General features: G+C 71.0%; 13 protein-coding genes and 1 pseudogene. 6 read left to right on the top strand and 8 right to left on the bottom strand.

Annotated elements, in window-relative coordinates:
* The first annotated feature begins 54 nt into the window (after window positions 1–54).
* Window positions 55–1,962, top strand: coding sequence for an FAD-binding monooxygenase (locus RE027_RS00075; protein WP_368806206.1), 1,908 nt, complete (start codon window positions 55–57; stop codon window positions 1,960–1,962).
* Between the two features lie 307 nt (window positions 1,963–2,269).
* Here RE027_RS00075 and RE027_RS00070 read toward each other — a convergent pair whose 3' ends face one another.
* The gene (locus RE027_RS00070) at window positions 2,270–3,952 is read right to left on the bottom strand and encodes an amidohydrolase (protein WP_368806205.1); all 1,683 of its coding nucleotides are present in this window, start codon (window positions 3,950–3,952) and stop codon (window positions 2,270–2,272) included.
* Window positions 3,953–4,281: 329 nt separating this feature from the next.
* Here RE027_RS00070 and RE027_RS00065 point away from each other — a divergent pair, with 329 nt between their 5' ends.
* The 4 genes from RE027_RS00065 to RE027_RS00050 all read left to right on the top strand — a co-directional run bounded on the left by RE027_RS00065 (window position 4,282) and on the right by RE027_RS00050 (window position 9,443).
* Window positions 4,282–6,345, top strand: a complete 2,064-nt coding sequence (locus RE027_RS00065) for a primary-amine oxidase (RefSeq protein WP_368806204.1) — start codon at window positions 4,282–4,284, stop codon at window positions 6,343–6,345.
* A gap of 3 nt (window positions 6,346–6,348) precedes the next feature.
* Window positions 6,349–7,917 carry an APC family permease gene (locus tag RE027_RS00060; protein WP_368806203.1) on the top strand — a complete coding sequence of 523 codons (1,569 nt, stop codon included), beginning with the start codon at window positions 6,349–6,351 and terminating at the stop codon, window positions 7,915–7,917.
* Window positions 7,904–8,416, top strand: a complete 513-nt coding sequence (locus RE027_RS00055; RefSeq protein ID WP_368806202.1) for a hypothetical protein — start codon at window positions 7,904–7,906, stop codon at window positions 8,414–8,416. Before RE027_RS00060 ends, RE027_RS00055 begins: the two co-directional genes overlap by 14 nt.
* A gap of 67 nt (window positions 8,417–8,483) precedes the next feature.
* Window positions 8,484–9,443 carry an AraC-like ligand-binding domain-containing protein gene (locus RE027_RS00050; RefSeq protein ID WP_368806201.1) on the top strand — a complete coding sequence of 320 codons (960 nt, stop codon included), beginning with the start codon at window positions 8,484–8,486 and terminating at the stop codon, window positions 9,441–9,443.
* A gap of 231 nt (window positions 9,444–9,674) precedes the next feature.
* Here RE027_RS00050 and RE027_RS00040 read toward each other — a convergent pair whose 3' ends face one another.
* The 7 genes from RE027_RS00040 to RE027_RS00010 all read right to left on the bottom strand — a co-directional run bounded on the left by RE027_RS00040 (window position 9,675) and on the right by RE027_RS00010 (window position 20,100).
* A complete protein-coding gene (locus RE027_RS00040; RefSeq protein ID WP_368806200.1) occupies window positions 9,675–10,529 on the bottom strand; it encodes a hypothetical protein in 855 nt (284 codons plus the stop codon).
* Between the two features lie 214 nt (window positions 10,530–10,743).
* Window positions 10,744–11,622, bottom strand: coding sequence for a cytochrome P450 (locus RE027_RS00035; protein WP_368806199.1), 879 nt, complete (start codon window positions 11,620–11,622; stop codon window positions 10,744–10,746).
* A 245-nt stretch (window positions 11,623–11,867) separates the two neighbouring features.
* Window positions 11,868–13,112 carry an MFS transporter gene (locus RE027_RS00030; RefSeq protein WP_368806198.1) on the bottom strand — a complete coding sequence of 415 codons (1,245 nt, stop codon included), beginning with the start codon at window positions 13,110–13,112 and terminating at the stop codon, window positions 11,868–11,870.
* A gap of 31 nt (window positions 13,113–13,143) precedes the next feature.
* On the bottom strand, window positions 13,144–14,010 hold the full coding sequence (gene narI / locus RE027_RS00025; protein WP_368806197.1) for a respiratory nitrate reductase subunit gamma: 867 nt from the start codon (window positions 14,008–14,010) through the stop codon (window positions 13,144–13,146).
* A complete protein-coding gene (narJ, locus tag RE027_RS00020; RefSeq protein WP_368806196.1) occupies window positions 14,007–14,705 on the bottom strand; it encodes a nitrate reductase molybdenum cofactor assembly chaperone in 699 nt (232 codons plus the stop codon). The genes narI and narJ overlap by 4 nt, the downstream gene beginning before the upstream one ends.
* Window positions 14,705–16,375 (bottom strand): nitrate reductase subunit beta, encoded by a 1,671-nt coding sequence (gene narH, locus RE027_RS00015; protein WP_368806195.1) that lies wholly within the window; start codon window positions 16,373–16,375, stop codon window positions 14,705–14,707. The genes narJ and narH overlap by 1 nt, the downstream gene beginning before the upstream one ends.
* Complete coding sequence (locus RE027_RS00010) at window positions 16,375–20,100, bottom strand: nitrate reductase subunit alpha (protein ID WP_368806194.1); 3,726 nt, start codon at window positions 20,098–20,100, stop codon at window positions 16,375–16,377. Before RE027_RS00010 ends, narH begins: the two co-directional genes overlap by 1 nt.
* Before the next feature lie 421 nt (window positions 20,101–20,521).
* On the opposite strand from RE027_RS00010, the pseudogene RE027_RS00005 reads away from it, so the two are divergent.
* Window positions 20,522–20,671 (top strand): annotated as a pseudogene (locus RE027_RS00005) (GTP 3',8-cyclase MoaA); the annotation flags it as partial.

Here is a 20,671-nt window from a genome sequence, read left to right as displayed (position 1 = left end):
CACGCTGTTCGCATCGACAAGGGCGTCGGCATCGATGTCCGAGGAGGATATGGAATGCAGTTCCACCATCACGGCTACGTCTCCGGCGACCCGCGCGTCGAGCCCGCTGCCGGCGTCGGTCTGGACCGGCCGGACGAGCTGCCCGAGGAGGTCGACGTCCTGATCGTCGGCACGGGGCCCGCAGGGATGACGGCGGCGGCGCAGCTGTCGCAGTTCCCCGGCGTCAGCACCCGGATCGTCGAGCGCCGCGGCGAGCGACTGGCGATCGGTCAGGCCGACGGCATCCAGGCGCGCAGCGTCGAGACCTTCCAGGCGTTCGGCTTCGCCGGGCGGATCACCGAGGAGGCGTACCGGATCACGGAGATGTGCTTCTGGCGGCCGGACCCCGAGGACCCGTCGCGGATCGTCCGCGGGGAGCGCCCGCACGACGACCCGTCCGGCATCAGCGAGTTCCCGCACCTCATCGTGAACCAGGCGCGCGTGCTGGACTACTTCGCCGAGTTCATGGCCAACTCGCCGGCCCGGATGAAGCCGGACTACGGGTACGAGTTCCGCGGCCTCGAGCACACCGGCGACGCCGGGCACCCTGTGACCGTGACGCTCGCCCGCACCACCGGGGACCGGGCGGGGCAGGAGAAGACCGTGCGGGCCAAGTACGTCGTCGGTGCCGACGGGGCCCGCAGCGGCGTCCGAGAGGCGATCGGGGCCAGGATGCAGGGCGATCAGGCGTTCCACGCGTGGGGCGTCATGGACGTCCTCGCCGTCACGGACTTCCCCGACATCCGCCTCAAGTGCGCGATCCAGTCCGGGTCGGGGGGCAACATCCTGCTCATCCCCCGCGAGGGCGGCTACCTGTTCCGCATGTACGTCGATCTCGGGGTCGTTGCCCCCGACGACCGCGGCGCCGTGCGGAGGACGACGATCGAGCAGATCATCGCCCACGCCAACGAGATCCTGCACCCCTACACGCTCGACGTCCGCGACGTCGCCTGGCACAGCGTGTACGAGGTCGGTCACCGGGTCACCGACCGGTTCGACGACGTGCCCCTGGAGGAGATCGGTGCGCGCACCCCGCGCGTCTTCATCGCCGGCGACGCCTGCCACACCCACAGCGCCAAGGCCGGCCAGGGCATGAACGTGTCCATGCAGGACGGCTTCAACCTCGGCTGGAAGCTCGGCTACGTCCTGTCCGGGCGCAGCCCCGAGGCCCTGCTGAGCACCTACTCCGCGGAGCGCCAGGTCATCGCGCAGGACCTCATCGACTTCGACAAGGAGTGGTCGACGCTCATGGCGAAGAGGCCGGAGGAGTTCGCGAACCCCGCCGAGCTCGCCGACTTCTACGTCCGCACCGCCGAGTTCCCCGCCGGCTTCATGACGCAGTACCCGCCCTCGATGCTCGTCGCGGAACCCGCCCACCAGGACCTGGCCGCGGGCTTCCCCGTCGGCAAGCGCTTCCGGTCGGCCCCGGTGGTCCGGGTCGCGGACGCGAACCCGGTGCACCTGGGGCACCTGCACCGGGCGGACGGCAGGTGGCGCGTGTACGCGTTCGCCGACGCCGCGCCCGGGGCGTCCTCCGGGCTGGGGGACTGGGCGGAGTGGATGGCCGGGGCGCCGGACTCCCCGGTCGCGGCCCACACCCCGGAGGGCGCCGGCATCGACAGCGTCCTGGACGTCAAGGTCGTCTACCAGCAGAAGCACGTCGACGTCGACATCACCGAGGTGCCCGAGCTGTTCCTGCCCCGCAGCGGACCGTTCCAGCTCGTCGACTACGAGAAGGTCTTCGCCGCCCACCCGGACGAGGACATCTTCGACCTGCGCGGCGTGGACCGCACCGCCGGGTGCGTCGTCGTGGTGCGGCCCGACCAGTACGTCGCCGCGGTCCTCCCGCTCGACGACACGAACGCGCTCGCCGCCTTCTTCCGTCAGCACCTGCTGGAGGTGAACCACCAGCCGGTGGTGTAGCTGCCCGGCCAGGGGGTGCCGAGGGCCGTCCGGGCCGCGGATGGGCGGACGGCGGGGGTGGTGACGTTCTTCCTCCCGGGGCCCGCTCCCGTGATCCATCCGGACAGCGGTGGTGCCCGCCGGCGGGACAGCCGGCGGGCACCGTCGTCGGTGGCCCTGCGGATCTCACGCTCCCCGGAGCGGAGGCCGGAAGGACGGACGACCGAGGAGAAACTGCTGTCCTGGACATCGTCGATGCGCACCACCACCGGTGGCGCCGGCACCGGGGACGGGCCGGTAGCAGCTCGTGCCGGGCACGACCTGCTGGTCAGGCGGACGCGTGCGCCGGTGCGGCCGGTGTCCGCGCGGCGTCGTAGACCTTGGTCCCGGCGAACCAGGTCTGGCGGGCGGTGATGGACCGGACGCGGTCGATGTCGATCTCGTAGGGGTTGTCGCTGAGGACGACGAAGTCCGCGGACCTGCCGGTGGCCAGGGAGCCGGTGACGTCGTGCAGGCCCGTGGCCTCGGCGCAGGCGGTGGTGTAGACGCGGACGGCTTCCTCCAGGGTGATGGCCTGCTCCGGCCACAGGGTGCCGGGGAACCGGCCGGTCGGGTCCTGCCGGGTGACCAGGCCGTAGATCCCCTCCCAGGCGTTCGGCGAGACGCTGACCGGCCAGTCCGAGCCCCCGGCGATCCGGGCTCCCGTGTCCAGCAGCGCCCGGTTGGGCTGCATCCTCGAGGCCCGCTCGGCGGGCAGCACGGTGGCGATGGCCTCGGAGATCACCCCCGGGAACCACAGTGTCGGGGAGATGTCGGCGGTGACGTCCAGCGCAGCGAACCGGGCGATGTCGTCGGGGTGGACGAACTGGCCGTGGGCGATGTGGTACTTCGGCTCGGTGTGCCCGGCCGCGCGGACCTTCTCCACGGTGTCGAGGACCAGGCGCACGGAGGCGTCGCCGGTGCAGTGGATCTTCGCGGAGATCCCGCGCTCGGCAGTGCGCGTCAACCACTCCTGCAGCTCGGCGGGGTCCATGGTGGTGCCCCCGCAGTGGCACTCGGGGAACCCTGCCTCGGGCAGGTACGGCTCGAGGAAGGCGCCGGTGCCGGCGGGAGGCACGCCGTCGAGGAAGATCTTGACGAAGTCGGGGCGGTGGTGCTCGCTGCGGGTCTCGTCGCGGTGGGCGATGATCTCCTCGCCCAGCGGGGCGGTGCCGAAGATGGCGTCGTTGGCCGGCATGGAGGTGACGACCCAGGCGTGCAGGCGCCCGTCGTCGTCGAGGGTCTTCAGGGCCCGCATCAGCTGCAGGGAGGTGGCCGCGTCCTGGAACCCGGTGACGCCGTAGGAGTGCAGGACCTCGATGCCCCGGGCGGCCGCGCGGGCCACGTCCTCGGTGGACGTCGGCCGCAGGCGGGCCAGGGTCTTCTCCACCAGGCCCCCGCCGGCCTCCAGCAGCACACCGGTGGCCTGCCCGGCGGCGTCGCGCAGGATCCCGCCGCCCGCGGGGTCGGCGGTGGCACCGTCGATTCCCGCCAGTTCCAGGGCGCGGCTGTTCGCCCAGCGGTTGTGCTTGCTGTCGTCCTTGAGCAGCGCCGGCCGTCCCCCGGTGGCGGCGTCCAGCCGGGCGCGCGCCTCGACGCTGCTGATCTCGCCCAGCAGCCCCGAGCCCCAGCTGCCGCCGACCACCCACTCGTCGGGGCCCAGCCCCGCGGCGTGGGCGGCGACGGCCTCCAGCAGCTCGTCCAGGCCCAGGGTCGGGGCAGTGCTGAGCTCGAACAGGTCCATCTGCCCGGCCAGCATGTGGTGGTTGTGCACGTCCAGCAGACCGGGCATCACGTACGCCCCCTGCAGGTCCACCACGGCGGTTCCCTCGCCCCGCAGCCGGAGGGCGCCGTCGCCGAGCCCGGCGACCTTCCCGTCCCGGACGGCCAGGGAGGAGACCCGTGGCTCCTGGGCCGTCAGGGTGTCGATGGTGCCGTTGAGCAGCAACAGGTCTGCCGGGCTCTCGTTCATGCTGTTCCGTCCTCTCCGTGGTGATGGCCTTCACGCTAGGGCTCCTGCCCCTGACCTGCTTGCGGATGCGCGCACGCCTGTTGGCTTTCCGGGAACAGGGGGGGCAGCGCATTCCCGGCCCGTTCCGGGCATGTACCAGCCGTGGGCACCGTTCGAGGGCGGGGCGGCAGCTGCCGTGGCCCTCTCTTGACTCTGCGCGCAGACCGATCGCCATCCAGGGAACGAAGTGCTCCGGACCGGAGACAGCAGGTGTCGTCCACGTCACTATGGACAGCAATCCTTGTCGCGGCCGGTCCTCCGGCCTCCTTCGTCACATCTGGAGTGCGTCCATGAGCGAAACCACCCACACCGTCCGCCCCTCCGCGCTGGGGGTCCACCACCCCCTGGACCTCCTGACGCCGGCGGAGATCTCGGCCGCCCGCCGCATCCTGGAGGAGGCCGGCCACGTGGGCCCCACCACCCGCTTCCCGCGCGTCCTGCCCGTGGAGCCGGCCAAGTCCGTCGTCCTGTCCCACGTCGACGGGGACGACGGCTTCGACCGGTCCGTGGACGTCACCCTGCTGGACACCGCCACCGGCGAGACCCTGCGGGCACTGGTCTCGGTGACCCGGGGCGCCGTGCTGGCCGTCGAGCGGATGAACACGGGTGAGCACCCCTACGGGCAGGCCCAGTACCTCTTCGAGGAGTACGACCGGGCCGCGGCGATCGTCAAGGCGGACCCGCGTTGGCAGGCCGCCATGGCCCGCCGCGGGATCGAGGACACGACCCACACGTTCGTCTCCCCGCTCGCGCCCGGCTTCTTCCCGCGGGAGGACGAGACCGGCAAACGTGTGATCCGCTCGCTGACCTTCCACCGCCGCTTCGAGGGGGACAACCCCTGGGGCCACCCGGTCGAGGGCCTGGTCGCGCACGTCGACCTGACGGCGGGGGAGGTCGTCCGTCTCGAGGACGAGGGCGACGTGCCGGTCCCCATGGAGGACGCCAACTACACCCCCGAGCACGTCGGTCCCGCCCGCACCACGCTCAAGCCCCTGGACATCGTCCAGCCGGAGGGTCCCTCCTTCCGGGTGGACGGCACGCACGTGACCTGGGAGAACTGGAAGCTGCGGATCGGCTTCAACGCCCAGGAGGGACTGGTCATCAACCAGGTCACCTTCCGCGACGACTCCCGCGAGGAGCCCGAGGACCGCTCGGTGCTCTACCGCGGCTCCGTGCCCGAGATGGTCGTGCCCTACGGCGACACCACGAGCACCCGGTTCTGGATCAGCTACTTCGACGCCGGCGAGTACCTGCTCGGCAAGAACGCCAACTCGCTGAAGCTCGGCTGCGACTGCCTGGGCGTGATCCGGTACTTCGACGCGTTCGTGGCCGACGACGAGGGCCACCCCATGGAGATCCCGCACGCGGTGTGCATGCACGAGGAGGACTACGGCGTCCTCTGGAAGCACACCGAACCGGGGGAGACCCCGCAGGTGCGCCGCTCCCGGCGCCTCGTGATCTCCTACTTCGCCACCATCGGCAACTACGAGTACGGGTTCTTCTGGTACTTCTACCTCGACGGCTCCATCCAGGTGGAGGCCAAGGCCACCGGCATCGTCTTCGCCGGCGCCTGCCCGCCCGGGCGGCCCAACCGGCACTCGGCCGAGATCGCCCCGGGCATCCAGGCCCCGGTGCACCAGCACATCTTCTGCGCCCGCCTCGACGTCGCCGTCGACGGCACGGAGAACTCCGTGCAGGAGGAGAACCTCGTGGCCCTGCCCATGGGCGACGACAACCCGTACGGCAACGCCTTCACGTGGTCGCGCACCGACGTCACCCGGGAGTCCGAGGGCGTCCGGGACGCCAATACCGAGACCGGTCGCAAGTGGTTCGTCACGAACCCCCACCGCCTCAACCACGTCGGCGAGCCCACCGCCTACCACCTGATCCCCATGCCGGGGCCGCGGCTGCTGGCTGCCGAGGGCTCCTCGGCGCGCAAGCGGGCCGAGTTCGCCACCCACCACCTGTGGGTCACCGCCTTCGACCAGGAGGAGAGGTTCCCGGCCGGTGACTTCCCCAACCAGCACGCGGGCGGGGGCATCGGCGAGTGGGTGCAGCAGGACCGCGGCCTGACCGACACGGACGTGGTGCTGTGGCACACCTTCGGTCCCACCCACATCCCGCGCACCGAGGACTGGCCCGTCATGCCGGTGGACTACTACGGGTTCTGGTTCAAGCCCTACGGCTTCCTGGACCGCAACCCGGCCCTGGACCTGCCGGACTGGTCCACCGCCGGCGGACGCTGCTGCGGCTCCGAGGTCGGCCACGCCGATCCGGCCCCCGCGGTCGGGACCGCCCACGCCGTCACCGGCACCGGCGGGCACCCCACCCACGACTGCCACTGCGAGGGCTGAGCCATGAGCACCAGCACCACACCTCCCGGCGACGCGACCGTGCCCGTCGGCACCGCGGCCATCGGCCGCCCCGGCGCGAGCGGGGGCTTGGACCGCCGGACGCTGACCGTCCCGTCCTTGGTCTTCCTCATCATCGCGGCCTCGGCACCGCTGACCGTGCTCGCCGGCGGGGTGACCTCCACCTACGCCGTCACCGGGCTGCTGGGGGTGCCCCTGGCCTACGTCCTGCTCGGGGCGCTGCTGGCGCTGTTCGCCGTCGGGTACGGGGCGATGTCCGCGCGGATCACCAACGCGGGCGCCTTCTACGCCTACGTGGCCGACGGCCTGGGGGCGCGGCAGGGCATCGGCGCCTCCTGGCTGGCACTGATCAGCTACAACGCCATGCAGATCGGGCTCTACGGGATCTTCGGCTTCGCCCTGTCCTCCTTCCTGGAGGCACGTCTGGGCCTGGCGGTCCCCTGGTGGGCCGCGGCCCTGGCCGGTCTCGCGCTGGTCGGTGTGCTCGGCGTCAGCCGGGTGGACCTCTCCGCCAAGGTCATCGCCGTCCTGGTCGCCCTGGAGTTCCTCGTGGTGATCGTCGTCGACGTCCTGTCCCTGGCGGTGGCCCCCGAGGGCATCAGCACGCAGCCGCTGATGCCCTCCGAGTTCTTCACCCACGGCATCGGCGCGGTGCTCGCCTTCGGGATCGCGGCGTTCATGGGCTTCGAGTCCGGTGCCATCTACAGCGAGGAGGTCAAGGATCCCGCCCGTTCCGTCCCGCGCGCCACGTACACCGCGGTGGCGATCATCTCGGTGTTCTACGCCGTGTCGGCGTGGGCCCTGGCCGTCGGGGTGGGCCCCGGCCGGATCGTCGCGGCCTCCCGGGAGAACGGGCCCGATCTCGTGTTCGTCTTCCTCGCCCAGCACGGCGGGACGCTCCTGACCGACATCGCCCAGGTCCTGTTCGTCACCAGCCTGCTGGCCGCGCTCATCGCCTTCCACAACGCCGTGGCCCGCTACTTCTTCTCCCTGGGCCGCGAGTCCGTGCTGCCGCGGTGGCTGGGGGCGGTGGGGCGGCGCAACCACGCCCCGGTGGCGGGGTCGCTGACCCAGAGCGGTTTGGCGGTGCTGCTCGTGACCGGCTTCGCGGTCGCCGGCCGGAACTCGGAGCTCGGTCCGCTGTTCCCGGTCCTGACCCTGTTCACCTGGCTCACCAACGCCGGGGCCTTCGGGCTGATCTTCCTGCTGGCCGTCACCTCCGCCGCCGTCATCGGGCACTTCCGGCGGGATCCGGGCGGGCACTCCGCCTGGGTGCGCTGGATCGCCCCGGCGGTCTCGGCGGCCGGTCTCGGCGCGGTGTTCGTGCTGATCCTGGTGAACTTCGACGTCCTCATCGGCGCCGAGGGCCCCAGCCCGCTGGCCGTGGTCATGCCCGCGATCATCCTGGCCACCGGGGTGGTCGGCCTGGTGTGGGGCGAGCACCTGCGTCGTCGTCGCCCCCACGTGTTCGCCCGGATCGGCACGGGGGGCAACGTCGAGGACGTTGCTGCCGCGGCCTCCTCCGTCGCAGGAGCCGGCGATGTCCGCCGCTGAGGCCGTCCGGCCCGCCGCGGCCCCACGCCTTCCCGCCGGCGCGTCCGCCGCCCGCACCTCGGGCGCACCGGTGCACGTCCTCCTCACCGGTTGCGTCGCCGCCTCCGTCGCGGCCCACGGGTGGACGGCGGTCGGCGGCGGCCACGGCGCCGGCTGGTCGCTCGTCATGGCCGCCATGGCCGTGGCGTGCTCGTTCTGCCTGGCCGACCTGGTGCGTCGGCCGGAGGCTGCGGAACCGGTGCGGATGGCGCTGAGCACGGCGGTCGCCATGGCCGTGGTCCACGTCCTCGTGCTCCCGCTCATGGGAGACCACACGAGCGGAGGCCACCCGGCACACCCTGGGGGAGCCGCCACCGGGCCGAGTGCTGCAGAGTCCTTGACCGGCGGTGCCGAGCACAGCGCCATGCTGGCGCTGATCGTGCTCGAGCTGACCGCGGCAGGCCTGGCGACGGGACTGCTGCGCCGACGGGCCCGGAGCGGAGCAGGACTCCTGCGCTAGGATCTCCGTGTGGTTGTGGCGTGCGCCACAGCCCGAGTGCTCCCGCAACCGGACGGAAGGACCAGCCATGGCCCCGACGCGGCCTGATTCCCCGGGCGGTCCCGCGATCCCGGTTCTCGCGGAGACGATCCGCGACTGGTCCGTGCTCACCTCGCAGTCCTTCGGCCCGCTGAAGTGCTCGACGCGCGCCCCCCGCACCTTCCGCGCCGGACTCGTGGCGCGGACGACGGGGAGCATGAGCATCGCCCACCTGCGGGTCGGCCCTCACGTCGTGGAGCGTGAGGTCAGGGGGCCCGACCAGGAGGGCGGGCGGTTCAAGGTCAGTCTGCAGCTGGAGGGACGAGGCGTCGTCGAGCAGGGGGAGCACTCCGCCGTGCTGGAACCGGGCGACATGGCGCTCTACGACACCTCGGCGTCGTACCGGCTCGAGTTCCCCGACGACTCCCGTCTGCTGGTCATGATGTTCGACCACAGTGCCCTCGACCTGCCGCCGAACGCCGCGGCCCAGCTCAGGGCCCAGCGTGTCCGCGCGGAGGAGCCGGTCCACGCGATGGTGTCCTCCTTCCTGGCCTCGGTGGCCGAGCGCATGGAGGCACTGAACGGCATGACCGGGCAGCGCATCGGCAACTCCGCCCTGGACCTGCTGACCGTCTCCTTCAACCACGAGCTCGACGGCCAGGTGGCCGGCTCCGCCCACGAGCAGGACCGGCTGCGCGCGAGCGTGCACGACTTCATCGAGGCCCACCTCCCCGACCCCGGACTCGATCCCGCGATGATCGCCCGGGCGCACTTCATGTCGACCCGGCGCCTGCACCAGATCTTCCACGACGAGGGCACCACCGTGTCGGCCTGGATCCGCAGGCGGCGCCTGGAACGCTGCCGCAGGGCCCTGGAGGACCCCGCCAACGCACGGGTGTCCGTGGCACGCATCGCCGAGCGGTGGGGATTCACCGACGCCGCCCACTTCTCACGGGTGTTCAAGGCCGCCTACGAGGTGCCCCCGTCGCACGTCCGGGCCCGGGTCTGACCATCGGCGCCCCCTCGGTGATCGGGGCGGGCAGCGTCGTCACGGGCGACGTCCCACCGGACGTGTTGGCTGCGGGCAACCCGTGCCGGGTCCTGCCTCCGATCGCCCCCGAGAACCGCGCGGCGTACCTCGACGCCTACGGGACGGCCGGAGCCTGAGCCCGGCTCCGGCGCACCGTCCTGGACCTGTCGGACCGGTCGGCCGTTCTTCTGCGCTGCCATCCGCTGCTGGTCAGCCCGGACCTCCGGGGTGAGCACGCTGCGGATCCTGGTCGGTGGTGACGCGGTCGGCCAGGTACTGCAGGACACGTCGGGTCTTGGTCTCCTGCTCTTCCGGAAAGTGCAGACCGGCGGCGCGCACTGCGGCCTCGAAGCCGGTCTGTGCGGCTCGTGCATCGCCGCCGGCGTCGACCCGGACGGACAGCTCGAGGAAGTCCAGTTCACCGACCGTCCATCGTTCGGCCACCACCTCCTTCCCTGTGCCACGGGGCAGGTGCAGGCTGATGTTCTTCCAGCGACGGGCCTGGACGGGCCCGAGACAGGTCAAACCACCCAGGGCCACGGGTAGACGGGTACAGGTGCGCAGGAAGTCGTGCTGAGCCGAGGAGAAGGCGGCTTCTGGGGACCATCTGCCGCCGTCGTCCCCGGAGTCACCAGTGGCCTGCTCGTACGGCACAGGAACGTGCTCAGGTGGCACGTCGGCCACGCAGGAGGCGGCCAGCACCCGTTTGCGGCCGGCCCAGTCGGCTTCGATCCGGTATTTCCCGTCGTCGTCCTGGTGCGGGCCGTGCCAGGGAGGCAACAGCTGAGAGCGGCGCGCCGGACGCAGCTTGATCGCGGAGTCGGCTTCGTCGGGCGCGTTGTTCCTCGGGTTCAGGCGTAGCCGGACGATGACGCCTGCAGAGAGCAGAGGCAGCGCGGTCACCCCGGGTGTCAGGTCCTCCAGGAACCACACCCAGCGCCGATCCCCGTCATCCAGACCCAGGGTGCGCAGGGCGTTGTCCACCTCGCCGGTGGAGCCGGTGTCCACAGCTCCGCCGATGGTGATCTTGATCTCGGTCGGTTGAGCAGCGCTCATGCCCTGCACCCCCTGCTGTTCTGGTCCGTCCTGGTGGAGTCGGGTGCTGTGACCCGCAGCACCCCAGCATGCAAGAGCCGGTGTTACCCCAGCATTACCGCTCCCATGGGCCTGGTGGTCCACGGGCGGGCCCGTGGACCTGTCGATGACGGCATGCCCTCTGCCCCGCGCTGCTCGACCCGTGGCGGGGTCTGCAGGGGCTTCCGACACCGGCCCGCGCGGGTCAGCGCAACCAGAGCGGGGCGGTGGCGAAGCCGCCGGCCGGTGGCAGTTCGCGTTCTCGCGTGCGGCCGGGATCGGCCTCGATCATGGTCGTCGCGTCCAGGACGGCGCGGGTCAGTGCCCGCAGCTCGAGGGTCGCGAGCGCGCGTCCCGGGCAGACGTGCTTGCGGATCCCGTACACCAGGTTGTACGGGGCGTTGCCGACCGGGTCGAAGGCGTCCGGGTCTCCGAACATCCGCGGGTCCCGGTTGGCGGTGGTCCAGTTCAGGAGGCCCTGCTCGCCGGCGGCGAACCGGCGGCCGCCGACGGTGACGGGTTCTGTGGTGATGCGCCGGTTCGCGACGAAGGGGTCGTCGATCCGGAGGATCTCGTTGAGGATGGCCTCGAACTCCCGGTCGGACACGCCGGAGCGCATCCGGGCCTGCAGGTCGGGGTGGTCGGCCAGGTAGGTGAGGACCACCCCGGCGCACAGCGCCATCGAGCCCAGGTCACCGCCTGTCCAGTTGCGCAGGATCGAGACGATCTCCTCGTCCGCGAGTTCCCGGCCCTCGAGGCGGCCGTGGACGAGGTCGGTGGTGACGTCATCGGGTGCGTCCCCACCGGCTGCGCGGCGGACGTCGATCAGGGACCGGATGATGGTGTCGAACTGCTGGGCGACCGCTGCGGTGCGGGAACGGTCTCGGGACCGGGCGGCGGCACGGTGGTGGTGCATCCATTCCAGCAGCACGTCCTCGAGCTCCGCGGGCCACCCCAACCAGGACGTCTGCGCCCGGACGGCGAAGCGGGAGCCGACCGCCACGGCGTCGATCGGGCCGGGGACCGCGAGCTGTGCTGTCAGGTCGGCGGCGACCTGGTGGATCGCGGGTTCCAGGGCGGTCATGCGCTCCGTGGTGAAGCAGCGCTCCACGAGGGCACGGAAGGTCGTGTGCAGGGGGCCGTCGAGGCCGTTGGGGATCTGGAGGTGGCGGGAGACCGCGTTGGAGAAGGTCTCGGGGTCGAGCGCGGCAGCGGTGACGTGGGCGTGCGAGAACAGCGTCCAGGCACCGTGGGCGTCGCGGGCGGGCTCCGGCAGGGAGCCGAGAGGGCCCCGTCCGAGCCGGCGGTGGGTCCTGTCGGTGACGGCCCTCAGGGCCGGGTCCGTTCGTCGATCTTCCCGCCGTTGCGCACGGTGAGGGAGAGCAGCAGGGACAGGACCGCGAAGCCCGCCAGCAGGGTCAGGCCCACGAAGTAGCTGTTGTTCTCGGCGTTGTAGGTGGCGCCCATGACGAGTGGCGGGAAGTACCCGCCCAGTCCGCCGGCGGCGGCGATGATGCCGCCGATGGTGCCCACGTCCTTGGCCGGGGCCGCCCGGCCGACCCAGCCGAAGACCCCGCCGGTGCCCAGACCGAGGAAGAGGGCCATGAGCAGGAAGGTCGGTCCGTAGACGCGTTCCTGACCGGGCTGGAAGGCCACGACCACGGCGAGCACGGCGGTGCCGGCGAGGGAGGCCAGGGTGACGGTCTTCGGTCCGATCCGGTCGGCCAGGATCCCGCCGACGGGGCGGGCGATGACGGCGGCCAGGGCGAAGCCCGCGGTGCGGGTGCCGGCGGCGGTGGCGTCGAAGCCGTACACGTTGTCGAGGTAGGTCGGCAGGTAGTTGGAGAAGGCCACGAACGCGCCGAAGACCACCCCGTAGAGGAAGCACAGCTGCCAGGTCACCGGGAGGGTGAAAGCGTGGGTGATCTTCGGCAGGACCGGCTCGGGGGTCTTGGCCGCGTGCACCGGCGAGTCCCGCAGCAGCAGCCAGCAGGCCACGGCCGTGAGGGCGACGAGCACGGCGATGGTGATGTGCGCGCCCAGGTATCCGATGCCGGACACGAGGCGGGGGGTGAAGAACGCCGAGACGGCGGTGCCGACCATGCCGGCGCCGAAGACGCCGGTGGCGAAGCCCTTGCGGTGGGACTCGTACCAGGCCGAGCAGAACGGGATGCCGACGGCGAAGACGGTGCCGGCGATGCCGAGGAAGAACGCCACGGCAACGAGCAGCCCGAAGCTGCCCAGCTGCCCGACGAGCCCGGTGGCCAGCACCAGCGGGGCGGTGACGCCCAGGACGACCGTGAACATCACCCGCCCCCCGTAGCGGTCGGTCAGGGCGCCGACGGGCACCCGGCAGACGGCGCCGACGAGGATCGGCATGGCCACCAGCACGGCGGTCCGGGTGGCGTCGAGCTCCATCTGCTGGGCGTAGCGCTTGGAGAGCGGACCGACGATCGTCCAGGCCCAGAAACCGACCGTGGACGCGAGCGTGGCCAGGAGCAGGTTGCGCAGCTGCCCGGCCCGGAGCTCCGGGGCCGTGGTGCCGGAGGAGGTCGCGGGGGAGGTGGATGACATGGCTGTCCTCGTGCGTTCGGTGGGCGGGACGTCAGCGGCGGCCGGCGCGGGTGCTGCCGCTGTGCGTGCTGTCGCTGTGGGGACGGGTGCGGCGGCCGGGGCCGCGGGTGGCGCCGCGGACTCCTCGGTCCTGGGTGCCCACGGGCTCCCAGCCACGGCGCACGGGTGCGAGGTGGGACGAGGAGCCGCGGGAGCGGTACACGATGTAGGGGCGGAAGAGGTAGTGCACCGGTGCGGTGAACGCGTGCACCAGCCGGGTGAAGGGCCAGATCGCGAACAGCGCCATCGCCCACAGGGCGTGGACGTGGAAGCCCACGCCGGCGGCGGTCATGGCGGCGACGTCGGGCTGGAGGATCCAGATGGAGCGGAACCACGGGGAGACGGTCTGGCGGTAGTCGACCACCGTTGTGTCGAACACGGAGAGGATGGTGGCGCCCAGGCCCGTGAGCAGAGCGGCGAGCAGCATCAGGTACATGAACTTGTCGTTCCTGGTGGTGGCCATGAACACGGGGCCGGTGGTGCGCCGGCGCCAGATGAGCATCACGATCCCCAGCAGGGTGCCGATGCCGGCGACCGTGCCGATCCCGAGCGCCACGATGTGGTACATGTGCTCGGTGATCCCGGCGGCATCGGTCCAGGTGCGGGGGATGACCAGTCCGACGACGTGCCCGGCCAGCACGGCGAGGATCCCGAAGTGGAACAGCGGGGAGGCGATGCGCAGGATGCGGGACTCGTAGAGCTGGGAGGAGCGGGTGGTCCAGCCGAACTGGTCGTACTTGTAGCGCCAGACGGTGCCGCCGATGACGATCGCGAGCACCACGTACGGGAGCACGCCCCACAGCAGGATGTCCCCCATACCGATCTCGACGGTTTCGGGCGGCGGTGCGAGGGGGATCATGCCTGGTTCCTTTCACTGATCGGCAGCAGCCGGGGGTCGTACGGGTCGAGGCCGACGGACTCGGTGGGCGGGCCGTAGCCGGCCATCCGCATCACGGCGTCGCGGTCCTCCGGGGAGACCCCGGGCAGCGTGGAGCACACGAGGGCGACGGCGCCGCGGTGCGGCAGCCCGTCGTCGCGCAGGGCCAGCCGGAGCAGCTCGAGCGAGGGCCGGTAGCGCTGCAGCAGCTCGTAGCCGTCCTCGGGGGAGACCTTCGCGGTGAACTCCAGCACCAGCGGCAGGTAGTCCGGCAGCTCGGACTCGTCCAGCTCGGCCCCGTGGGAGCGGTAGACCTCTTTGAAGGCCGCCAGCGCCTCCCCGCGGCGCCGGGTGTCCCCGTCGGTCCAGTAGGTCAGGTGCAGGCTGTGCCGCCGCGAGAGGTCGAACTCCTGGACGTAGTCGGCCTGCACCTGCTCCAGGGGCCGGGCCGTGAACCAGGCGAACAGCTCCTCGGTCTCCTCCACCGGGGCGCCCACCTCCTCGAGGGCCGAGCGCAGGGTCGGCAGCATCTGCAGCAGCGCCTGGTCCGGGTAGCCCAGCAGCACGGCGGCGGCCTGGCGGACCACGGCACTGCGCCGGGGGTGGGCGTCGGTCCAGGCGCCGGGGTCGAGGGTGCCCGGTCCGGCCTTGCCGAGCAGCTTCTCCAGCAGGCCCATCAGCTCGCCCCGTTCCCGTCGTGGGGCGGGAACAACCCCTGGGGTCTGCCGCGGCCGTCCCAGTTGAGCAGGTTGACCCGGCCGCCCAGCTCCTCGTGGCCGGTGGGGTCATCGCCGCGCTGGCGTGCCTGCAGCGCGTTGAAGTTCTCGACCGCCATGGGCATCGGCCGGCCCGAGGCCTCTCCGAACACCCCGGTCTGGCCCATCCCGGGCCCGCCGTCGACGTCGAGGGAGCAGCCGATCTCCTCGAGGTTGTGCGCGTCCTCCAGGTGGGCGGAGGGAATGACGTAGCGCTCCTCGTACTTGGCGATGGCCATGAGCCGGTACATCCTCTGGATCTCGGCCCCGGTCATCCCGACCGCCTCGGCGATGGACTCGTCCGCCTCCTGGCCCAGGGCGATGTCGCGCATGTAGGAGCGCATGGCTGCCAGCTTGTTGAGCACCTCCCGGATCTTCTCGGTGTCCCCGGCGGTGAACAGCTCGGCGAGGTACTCCACCGGGATGCGCAGGGAGTCGATCGCCCCGAACAGGTTGCCGGCGTCCTCGCCGTCGTGGCCCTGGTCCTGGAGCAGGTCCACGACCGGCGACAGCGGCGGGACGTACCAGACCATGGGCATGGTGCGGTACTCCTGGTGCAGGGGCAGGGCCACGCGCAGCTCCTTGGCCAGCGTGTAGACCGGGGACCTCCGGGCCGCGTCCAACCAGTCCTCGGGGATGCCCTCGGCCCGGGCCGCGGCGACCACCGCCGGGTCGCGCGGATCGAGCATCAGGTCCAGCTGCGCCTCGTAGAGATCCCGCTCGTCCGGGGTCGCGGCGGCCTCGGTGACCCGGTCGGCGTCGTAGAGGAAGATGCCGATGTAGCGCAGCCGGCCCACACAGGTCTCGGCGCACACCGTGGGGATCCCCACCTCGATGCGGGGGTAGCAGAAGGTGCACTTCTCGGCCTTGCCCGACCTGTGGTTGTAGTACATCTTCTTGTACGGGCAGCCGGTGACGCACTGGCGCCAGCCGCGGCACCGGTCCTGGTCGACGAGCACGATGCCGTCCTCGACCCGCTTGTAGATCGCCCCCGAGGGGCAGGAGGCCATGCAGGAGGGGTTCAGGCAGTGCTCGCAGATCCGGGGGAGGTAGAAGGCGAAGGTCTGCTCGAACTCGAACTTGATCTTCTCCTCCGACTCCCGCCGGACCTTCTCCACCACCGGGTCCAGGTGGCCCAGCTCGGCGGTGCCGCCGAGGTTGTCGTCCCAGTTGGCCGACCACTCGATCTTCATGTCGTCGCCCGTGATCAGGGACTTGGGCCGGGCCACCGGGAAGTCGGTGCCGGCCGGGGCGTTGATCAGGTTCTCGTAGTCGTAGGTCCACGGCTCGTAGTAGTCGTTGAGCTCGGGCTGGACGGGACTGGCGAACAGGCCGGCGAGCTTCGCCCAGCGCCCGCCGGACCTGAGCTTGAGGTTGCCGCGGCGGTTGAGCTCCCAGCCGCCCTTCCACTTCTCCTGGTCCTCGTACCGGCGGGGATAGCCCTGGCCGGGCCGGGTCTCCACGTTGTTGAACCACACGTACTCCGTGCCGGCGCGGTTGGTCCACGCCTGCTTGCACGTCACCGAACAGGTGTGGCACCCGATGCACTTGTCGAGCGCCATCACCATGGCGACCTGGGCCATGACTCGCATCAGTACTGGACCTCCTGGGAGCGCTTGCGGACCACGGAGACGATGTCGCGCTGGTTGCCGGTGGGCCCGAGGTAGTTGAAGGCCCAGGACAGCTGCGCGTAGCCGCCGATCATGTGGGTGGGTTTGACGAGGATGCGGGTCACCGAGTTGTGGATCCCGCCCCGGCGGCCGGTGGCCTCGGACTTCGGCACGTCGATCACGCGCTCCTGGGCGTGGTGGACGTAGACCACCCCGGCCGGCATGCGGTGGGAGACGATGGCCCGGCCGATGTACACGCCGTTGGTGTTGAGGCACTCGACCCAGTCGTTGTCGGAGACCTCGATGAGCGCGGCGTCCTGCGGGCTCATCCACACCGTGGTGCCCCCGCGGGAGAGGGAGAGCATGAACAGGTTGTCCTGGTACTCCGAGTGGATCGACCACTTGTTGTGCGGGGTCAGGTACCGCACGGCGATCGACAGGTCCCCGCGCTGCCCGAGCTTGGGCTCCCCGAACAGGCGGTGCATGTCCAGTGGCGGTCGGTAGATGGGCAGGGACTCGCCCATGTCCTTGAGCCAGTCGTGGTCCAGGAAGAAGTGCATCCGCCCGGTGAGGGTGTGGAAGGGCTTGAGCCGTTCGATGTTGATGGTGAACGGGGCGTAGCGCCGTCCTCCGGTCTCCGAGCCGGACCACTCCGGGGAGGTGATCACCGGCACGGGCGCGGCCTGGGTGTCGGCGAAGGTGATGCGCTTCTCCTCCGAACCGCGGGCCAGGTCGGCCAGCTGGACCCCGGTGCGCTTCTCGAGGGTCTCGAAGCCCTGCACGGCCAGCTCCCCGTTGGTCGTGCCGGAGAACAGCAGGATCGCCTCGGCCATCCGCGCGTCGGTGTCCACGGCCGGCCGTCCCGCCGCGGCCCCGGAGTCGAAGACCCCGTGCTGGCGCGCGAGCCGGCCGACCTCATGGGAGACGTCGTAGGTGATGTACTTCGTGGTGAACCCCTGCTTCTCGGCCAGCGGCCCGACCGCGAGGAACTTCTGCCCGACCGCGCCGTAGTCCCGTTCCACGACCTTCAGATCGGGCAGGTTCCTGCCCGGCACCGCCGGGACGTCGGTGCCCTTCCAGTCCGGGGCGTGGCCGCCGGGCTGGGCGAGCTCGCCCGGGGTGTCGTGGGTGAGCGCGGTGGCGACCAGGTCCTTGCGCACGCCCAGGTGGGTGCGCGCCTGCCGGGAGAACTCCTCGGCCAGCAGCCGGAACAGGTCGTAGTCCGTCCTGGCCTCCCACGGCGGGTTGATCGCCGGGGTGAAGGCGTGCACGTAGGGGTGCATGTCGGTCGAGGACAGGTCGTGCTTCTCGTACCAGGTCGCGGCGGGAAACACGACGTCGGACAGCAGCGTGGAGCTGGTCATCCGGAAGTCGGCCGAGACGAGCAGGTCGAGCTTGCCCTCGGGCGCCTGCTCGTGCCAGGTCACGTCCTTCGGCCGGGACCGGGAGTGGTCCTCGCCCATGACGTTGTGGTGGGTGCCCAGCAGGTGCCTGAGGAAGTACTCCTCGCCCTTGGCCGAGGAGCCCAGCAGGTTTGAGCGCCACAGCACCAGGGTGCGCGGCCAGTTCTGCGGGGCGTCGACGTCCTCGACGGCGAAGCGCATGTCCTCGGCCTTGAGCCGGTCCGCGACCCAGGCCGCCTCGTCGGGAGCCTCTCCGCGGGCCACGCCCTCGGCGGCGGCGTCGGCGACGTCCAGGGAGTTCTGGTCGAACTGGGGGAAGAACGGCATCCACCCCAGGCGGGTGGACTTGGCGACCACGTCGGCGGTGTGCATGCCCTTCAGATGGCCCTCGGCCAGCGGGGACTGCAGTGAGTCGGAGGAGTAGCCGTCGGAGCGGAACTGGTCGGTGTGCATGTACCAGAACGCGGTGCCGATCATGAACCGCGGTGGACGGGTCCAGTCGGTGGCCGCGGCCATCGCCGCCCAGCCGGTGATCGGGCGGGCCTTCTCCTGACCCACGTAGTGGGCCCAGCCCCCGCCGTTGCGGCCCTGACACCCGCACAGCATCAGCATCGCCAGGATCGCCCGGTAGGTGACGTCCCCGTGGTACCACTGGCAGATGCCGGCGCCGAGGATGATCATGGACCGGCCCTCGGACTTCTCCGCGTTGGTGGCGAACTCCCGGGCGATGCGGGTCACGGCCTGGGCCGGCACCGAGGTGATCTCCTCCTGCCAGGCCGGGGTGTAGGGGGTCGCGGCGTCGTCGAACCCGTCGGCCCACTGTCCGGGCAGCCCGGCCCGGCCCACCCCGTACTGGGCGAGCATGAGGTCGAAGACCGTGGTGACCGTCCGCCCGGCCACCTCGGTGACGGGCACCCCGCGGTGGACCACCGAGCCCTCGCCGGTGGCGTCGGTGAACGCGGGCAGGTCCACTCCGCTCGTGGCCCCGGTGTAGGAGGCCGCGTCCGTGATCGACAGCGCCGGGCGCACCCCCTGCAGGTCCAGGTTCCACTTCCCCTCGTCCTGCTCGTTGTAGCGGAAGCCCATCGACCCGTTGGGCACCACCGGGGTGCCGGCGTCGCGGTCGATCAGCACCGTCTTGAACGCCGCGTCGGAAGCCCTCGCCTCGCCCCCGCCGAGATCGGCGGCGTGGAGGAACTTGCCCGGCACCACGGTGCCGTCAGGACGCCGCTCGAGAGTGACCAGCATGGGCAGGTCGGTGTACTGCACCACGTAGTCCTCGAAGAACGGGACCCGCCGGTCCACGAAGTTGTCCTTCAGGATCACGTGGCCCATGGCCATGGCCAGGGCGGCGTCCGTGCCGGCCTGGGCCGGCAGCCACTCGTCGGCGAACTTGGTGTTGTCCGCGTAGTCGGGGCTGACCGAGACCACCTTCGTGCCGCGGTAGCGGGCCTCGACCATCCAGTGGGCGTCCGGGGTGCGGGTGACCGGGATGTTGGAGCCCCACATCATCAGATACGTCGCGTCCCACCAGTCGCCCGACTCGGGCACGTCCGTCTGGTCCCCGAACACCTGCGGGCTGGCCACCGGCAGGTCCGCGTACCAGTCGTAGAAGCTGTTCATCACCCCGCCGATGAGGTTGATGAACCGGGCACCGGCCGCGTGGGAGACCATCGACATCGCCGGGATGGGGGAGAACCCGGTGCACCGGTCGGGGCCGTAGGTCTTGATCGTGTGCACGTGGGCGGCGGCCGTCATCTCGAGCGCCTCCTGCCAGCTCGAGCGCACCAGCCCGCCCTTGCCGCGGGCCTGCTGGAACGCCCGGCGCTTCTCCGGGTCGCCGACCACGGCCTGCCACGCGAGCACGGGGTCCCCGCCGACCGCCTGCTTGGCGGCCCGGTACATCTCCAGCAGCACTCCGCGCACGTACGGGTAGCGCACGCGGGTGGGGGAGTAGGTGTACCAGGAGAAGGCCGCACCGCGCGGGCACCCCCGGGGCTCGTACTCGGGGCGGTCCGGACCCACCGAGGGGTAGTCGGTCTCCTGGGCCTCCCAGGTGATGATCCCGTCTTTGACGTACACCTTCCACGAGCAGGAGCCCGTGCAGTTCACCCCGTGCGTGGAGCGGACCACCTTGTCGTGGCTCCACCGGTTCCGGTAGAACGCGTCCCCCGCACGGCCGCCCTCGCGGAACACCGCGCGCCGGTCCGGGCTCTCCTCCCACCTCGTGAAGAACTGCCCGAGCTTGAGCAGGGCGTCGGAAGCAGGACCATCGATGCGCGGCGGAACGGAGTCGGTCGTCATGGAAAAAAACCTAGTAATGCGGCGGGCGCTATGCCATTTTTCGCGGTGTCGGATTTCGGTTCTCGAAATGTTTCTGTCGCAATCAATTCTCTCGGAAATGCTGATGCGTCATTTGTTTCGGAGGGAGAACTCTGTTTCACCATGCGATCCAACAGCGCCCGCGGAGGCGGAAATACGGCGATCCAGCGGCGTGGAATCCGATGGTCGACGAATCCACCGGTCGGCCGAGTTCCGCGTCGTGAAGGCCGTCGGCGCGGCCTGTGGTCGATATGTCCCTATTGTCAGGGACGCGCATTCTGGAGGAAATCCCACGCGGGGGCTCCGCATTGTTGGAGGCCGGCTGTTCGAACTCGTAGGGTGAATGGAATAACGACAACTGGATTTGCGCTATTGCGCTGATCGACATGTCTGAGGCGGTGACATGAGTGTTTCCCTGGGTCTGCCGCGGGTGCGCGGTGCCGGACCGGGCCCCTCCGGGGCCCCGGCCGGGACCGGGTTGGTGGACCGGCACGGGCGCCGGGCCACGGATCTGCGGCTGTCGGTGATCGACAAGTGCAATCTGCGCTGCACC

This window comes from Kocuria sabuli (assembly GCF_040981185.1).
Classification (GTDB): Bacteria; Actinomycetota; Actinomycetes; order Actinomycetales; family Micrococcaceae; genus Kocuria; species Kocuria sabuli.
The sequence above is the reverse complement of the archived record's forward strand: the minus strand, read 5'-3'. Positions and strand labels throughout refer to the sequence as shown.

Excerpts from the sequence above, each read along its gene's own strand:
- RE027_RS00075 (WP_368806206.1), top strand. The coding sequence starts at position 55 with ATGCAGTTCCACCATCACGGCTACGTCTCCGGCGACCCGCGCGTCGAG.
- RE027_RS00070 (WP_368806205.1), bottom strand. The coding sequence starts at position 3,952 with ATGAACGAGAGCCCGGCAGACCTGTTGCTGCTCAACGGCACCATCGAC.
- RE027_RS00065 (WP_368806204.1), top strand. The coding sequence starts at position 4,282 with ATGAGCGAAACCACCCACACCGTCCGCCCCTCCGCGCTGGGGGTCCAC.
- RE027_RS00060 (WP_368806203.1), top strand. The coding sequence starts at position 6,349 with ATGAGCACCAGCACCACACCTCCCGGCGACGCGACCGTGCCCGTCGGC.
- RE027_RS00055 (WP_368806202.1), top strand. The coding sequence starts at position 7,904 with ATGTCCGCCGCTGAGGCCGTCCGGCCCGCCGCGGCCCCACGCCTTCCC.
- RE027_RS00050 (WP_368806201.1), top strand. The coding sequence starts at position 8,484 with ATGGCCCCGACGCGGCCTGATTCCCCGGGCGGTCCCGCGATCCCGGTT.
- RE027_RS00035 (WP_368806199.1), bottom strand. The coding sequence starts at position 11,622 with ATGACCGCCCTGGAACCCGCGATCCACCAGGTCGCCGCCGACCTGACA.
- RE027_RS00030 (WP_368806198.1), bottom strand. The coding sequence starts at position 13,112 with ATGTCATCCACCTCCCCCGCGACCTCCTCCGGCACCACGGCCCCGGAG.
- narI (WP_368806197.1), bottom strand. The coding sequence starts at position 14,010 with ATGATCCCCCTCGCACCGCCGCCCGAAACCGTCGAGATCGGTATGGGG.
- narJ (WP_368806196.1), bottom strand. The coding sequence starts at position 14,705 with ATGGGCCTGCTGGAGAAGCTGCTCGGCAAGGCCGGACCGGGCACCCTC.
- narH (WP_368806195.1), bottom strand. The coding sequence starts at position 16,375 with ATGCGAGTCATGGCCCAGGTCGCCATGGTGATGGCGCTCGACAAGTGC.
- RE027_RS00010 (WP_368806194.1), bottom strand. The coding sequence starts at position 20,100 with ATGACGACCGACTCCGTTCCGCCGCGCATCGATGGTCCTGCTTCCGAC.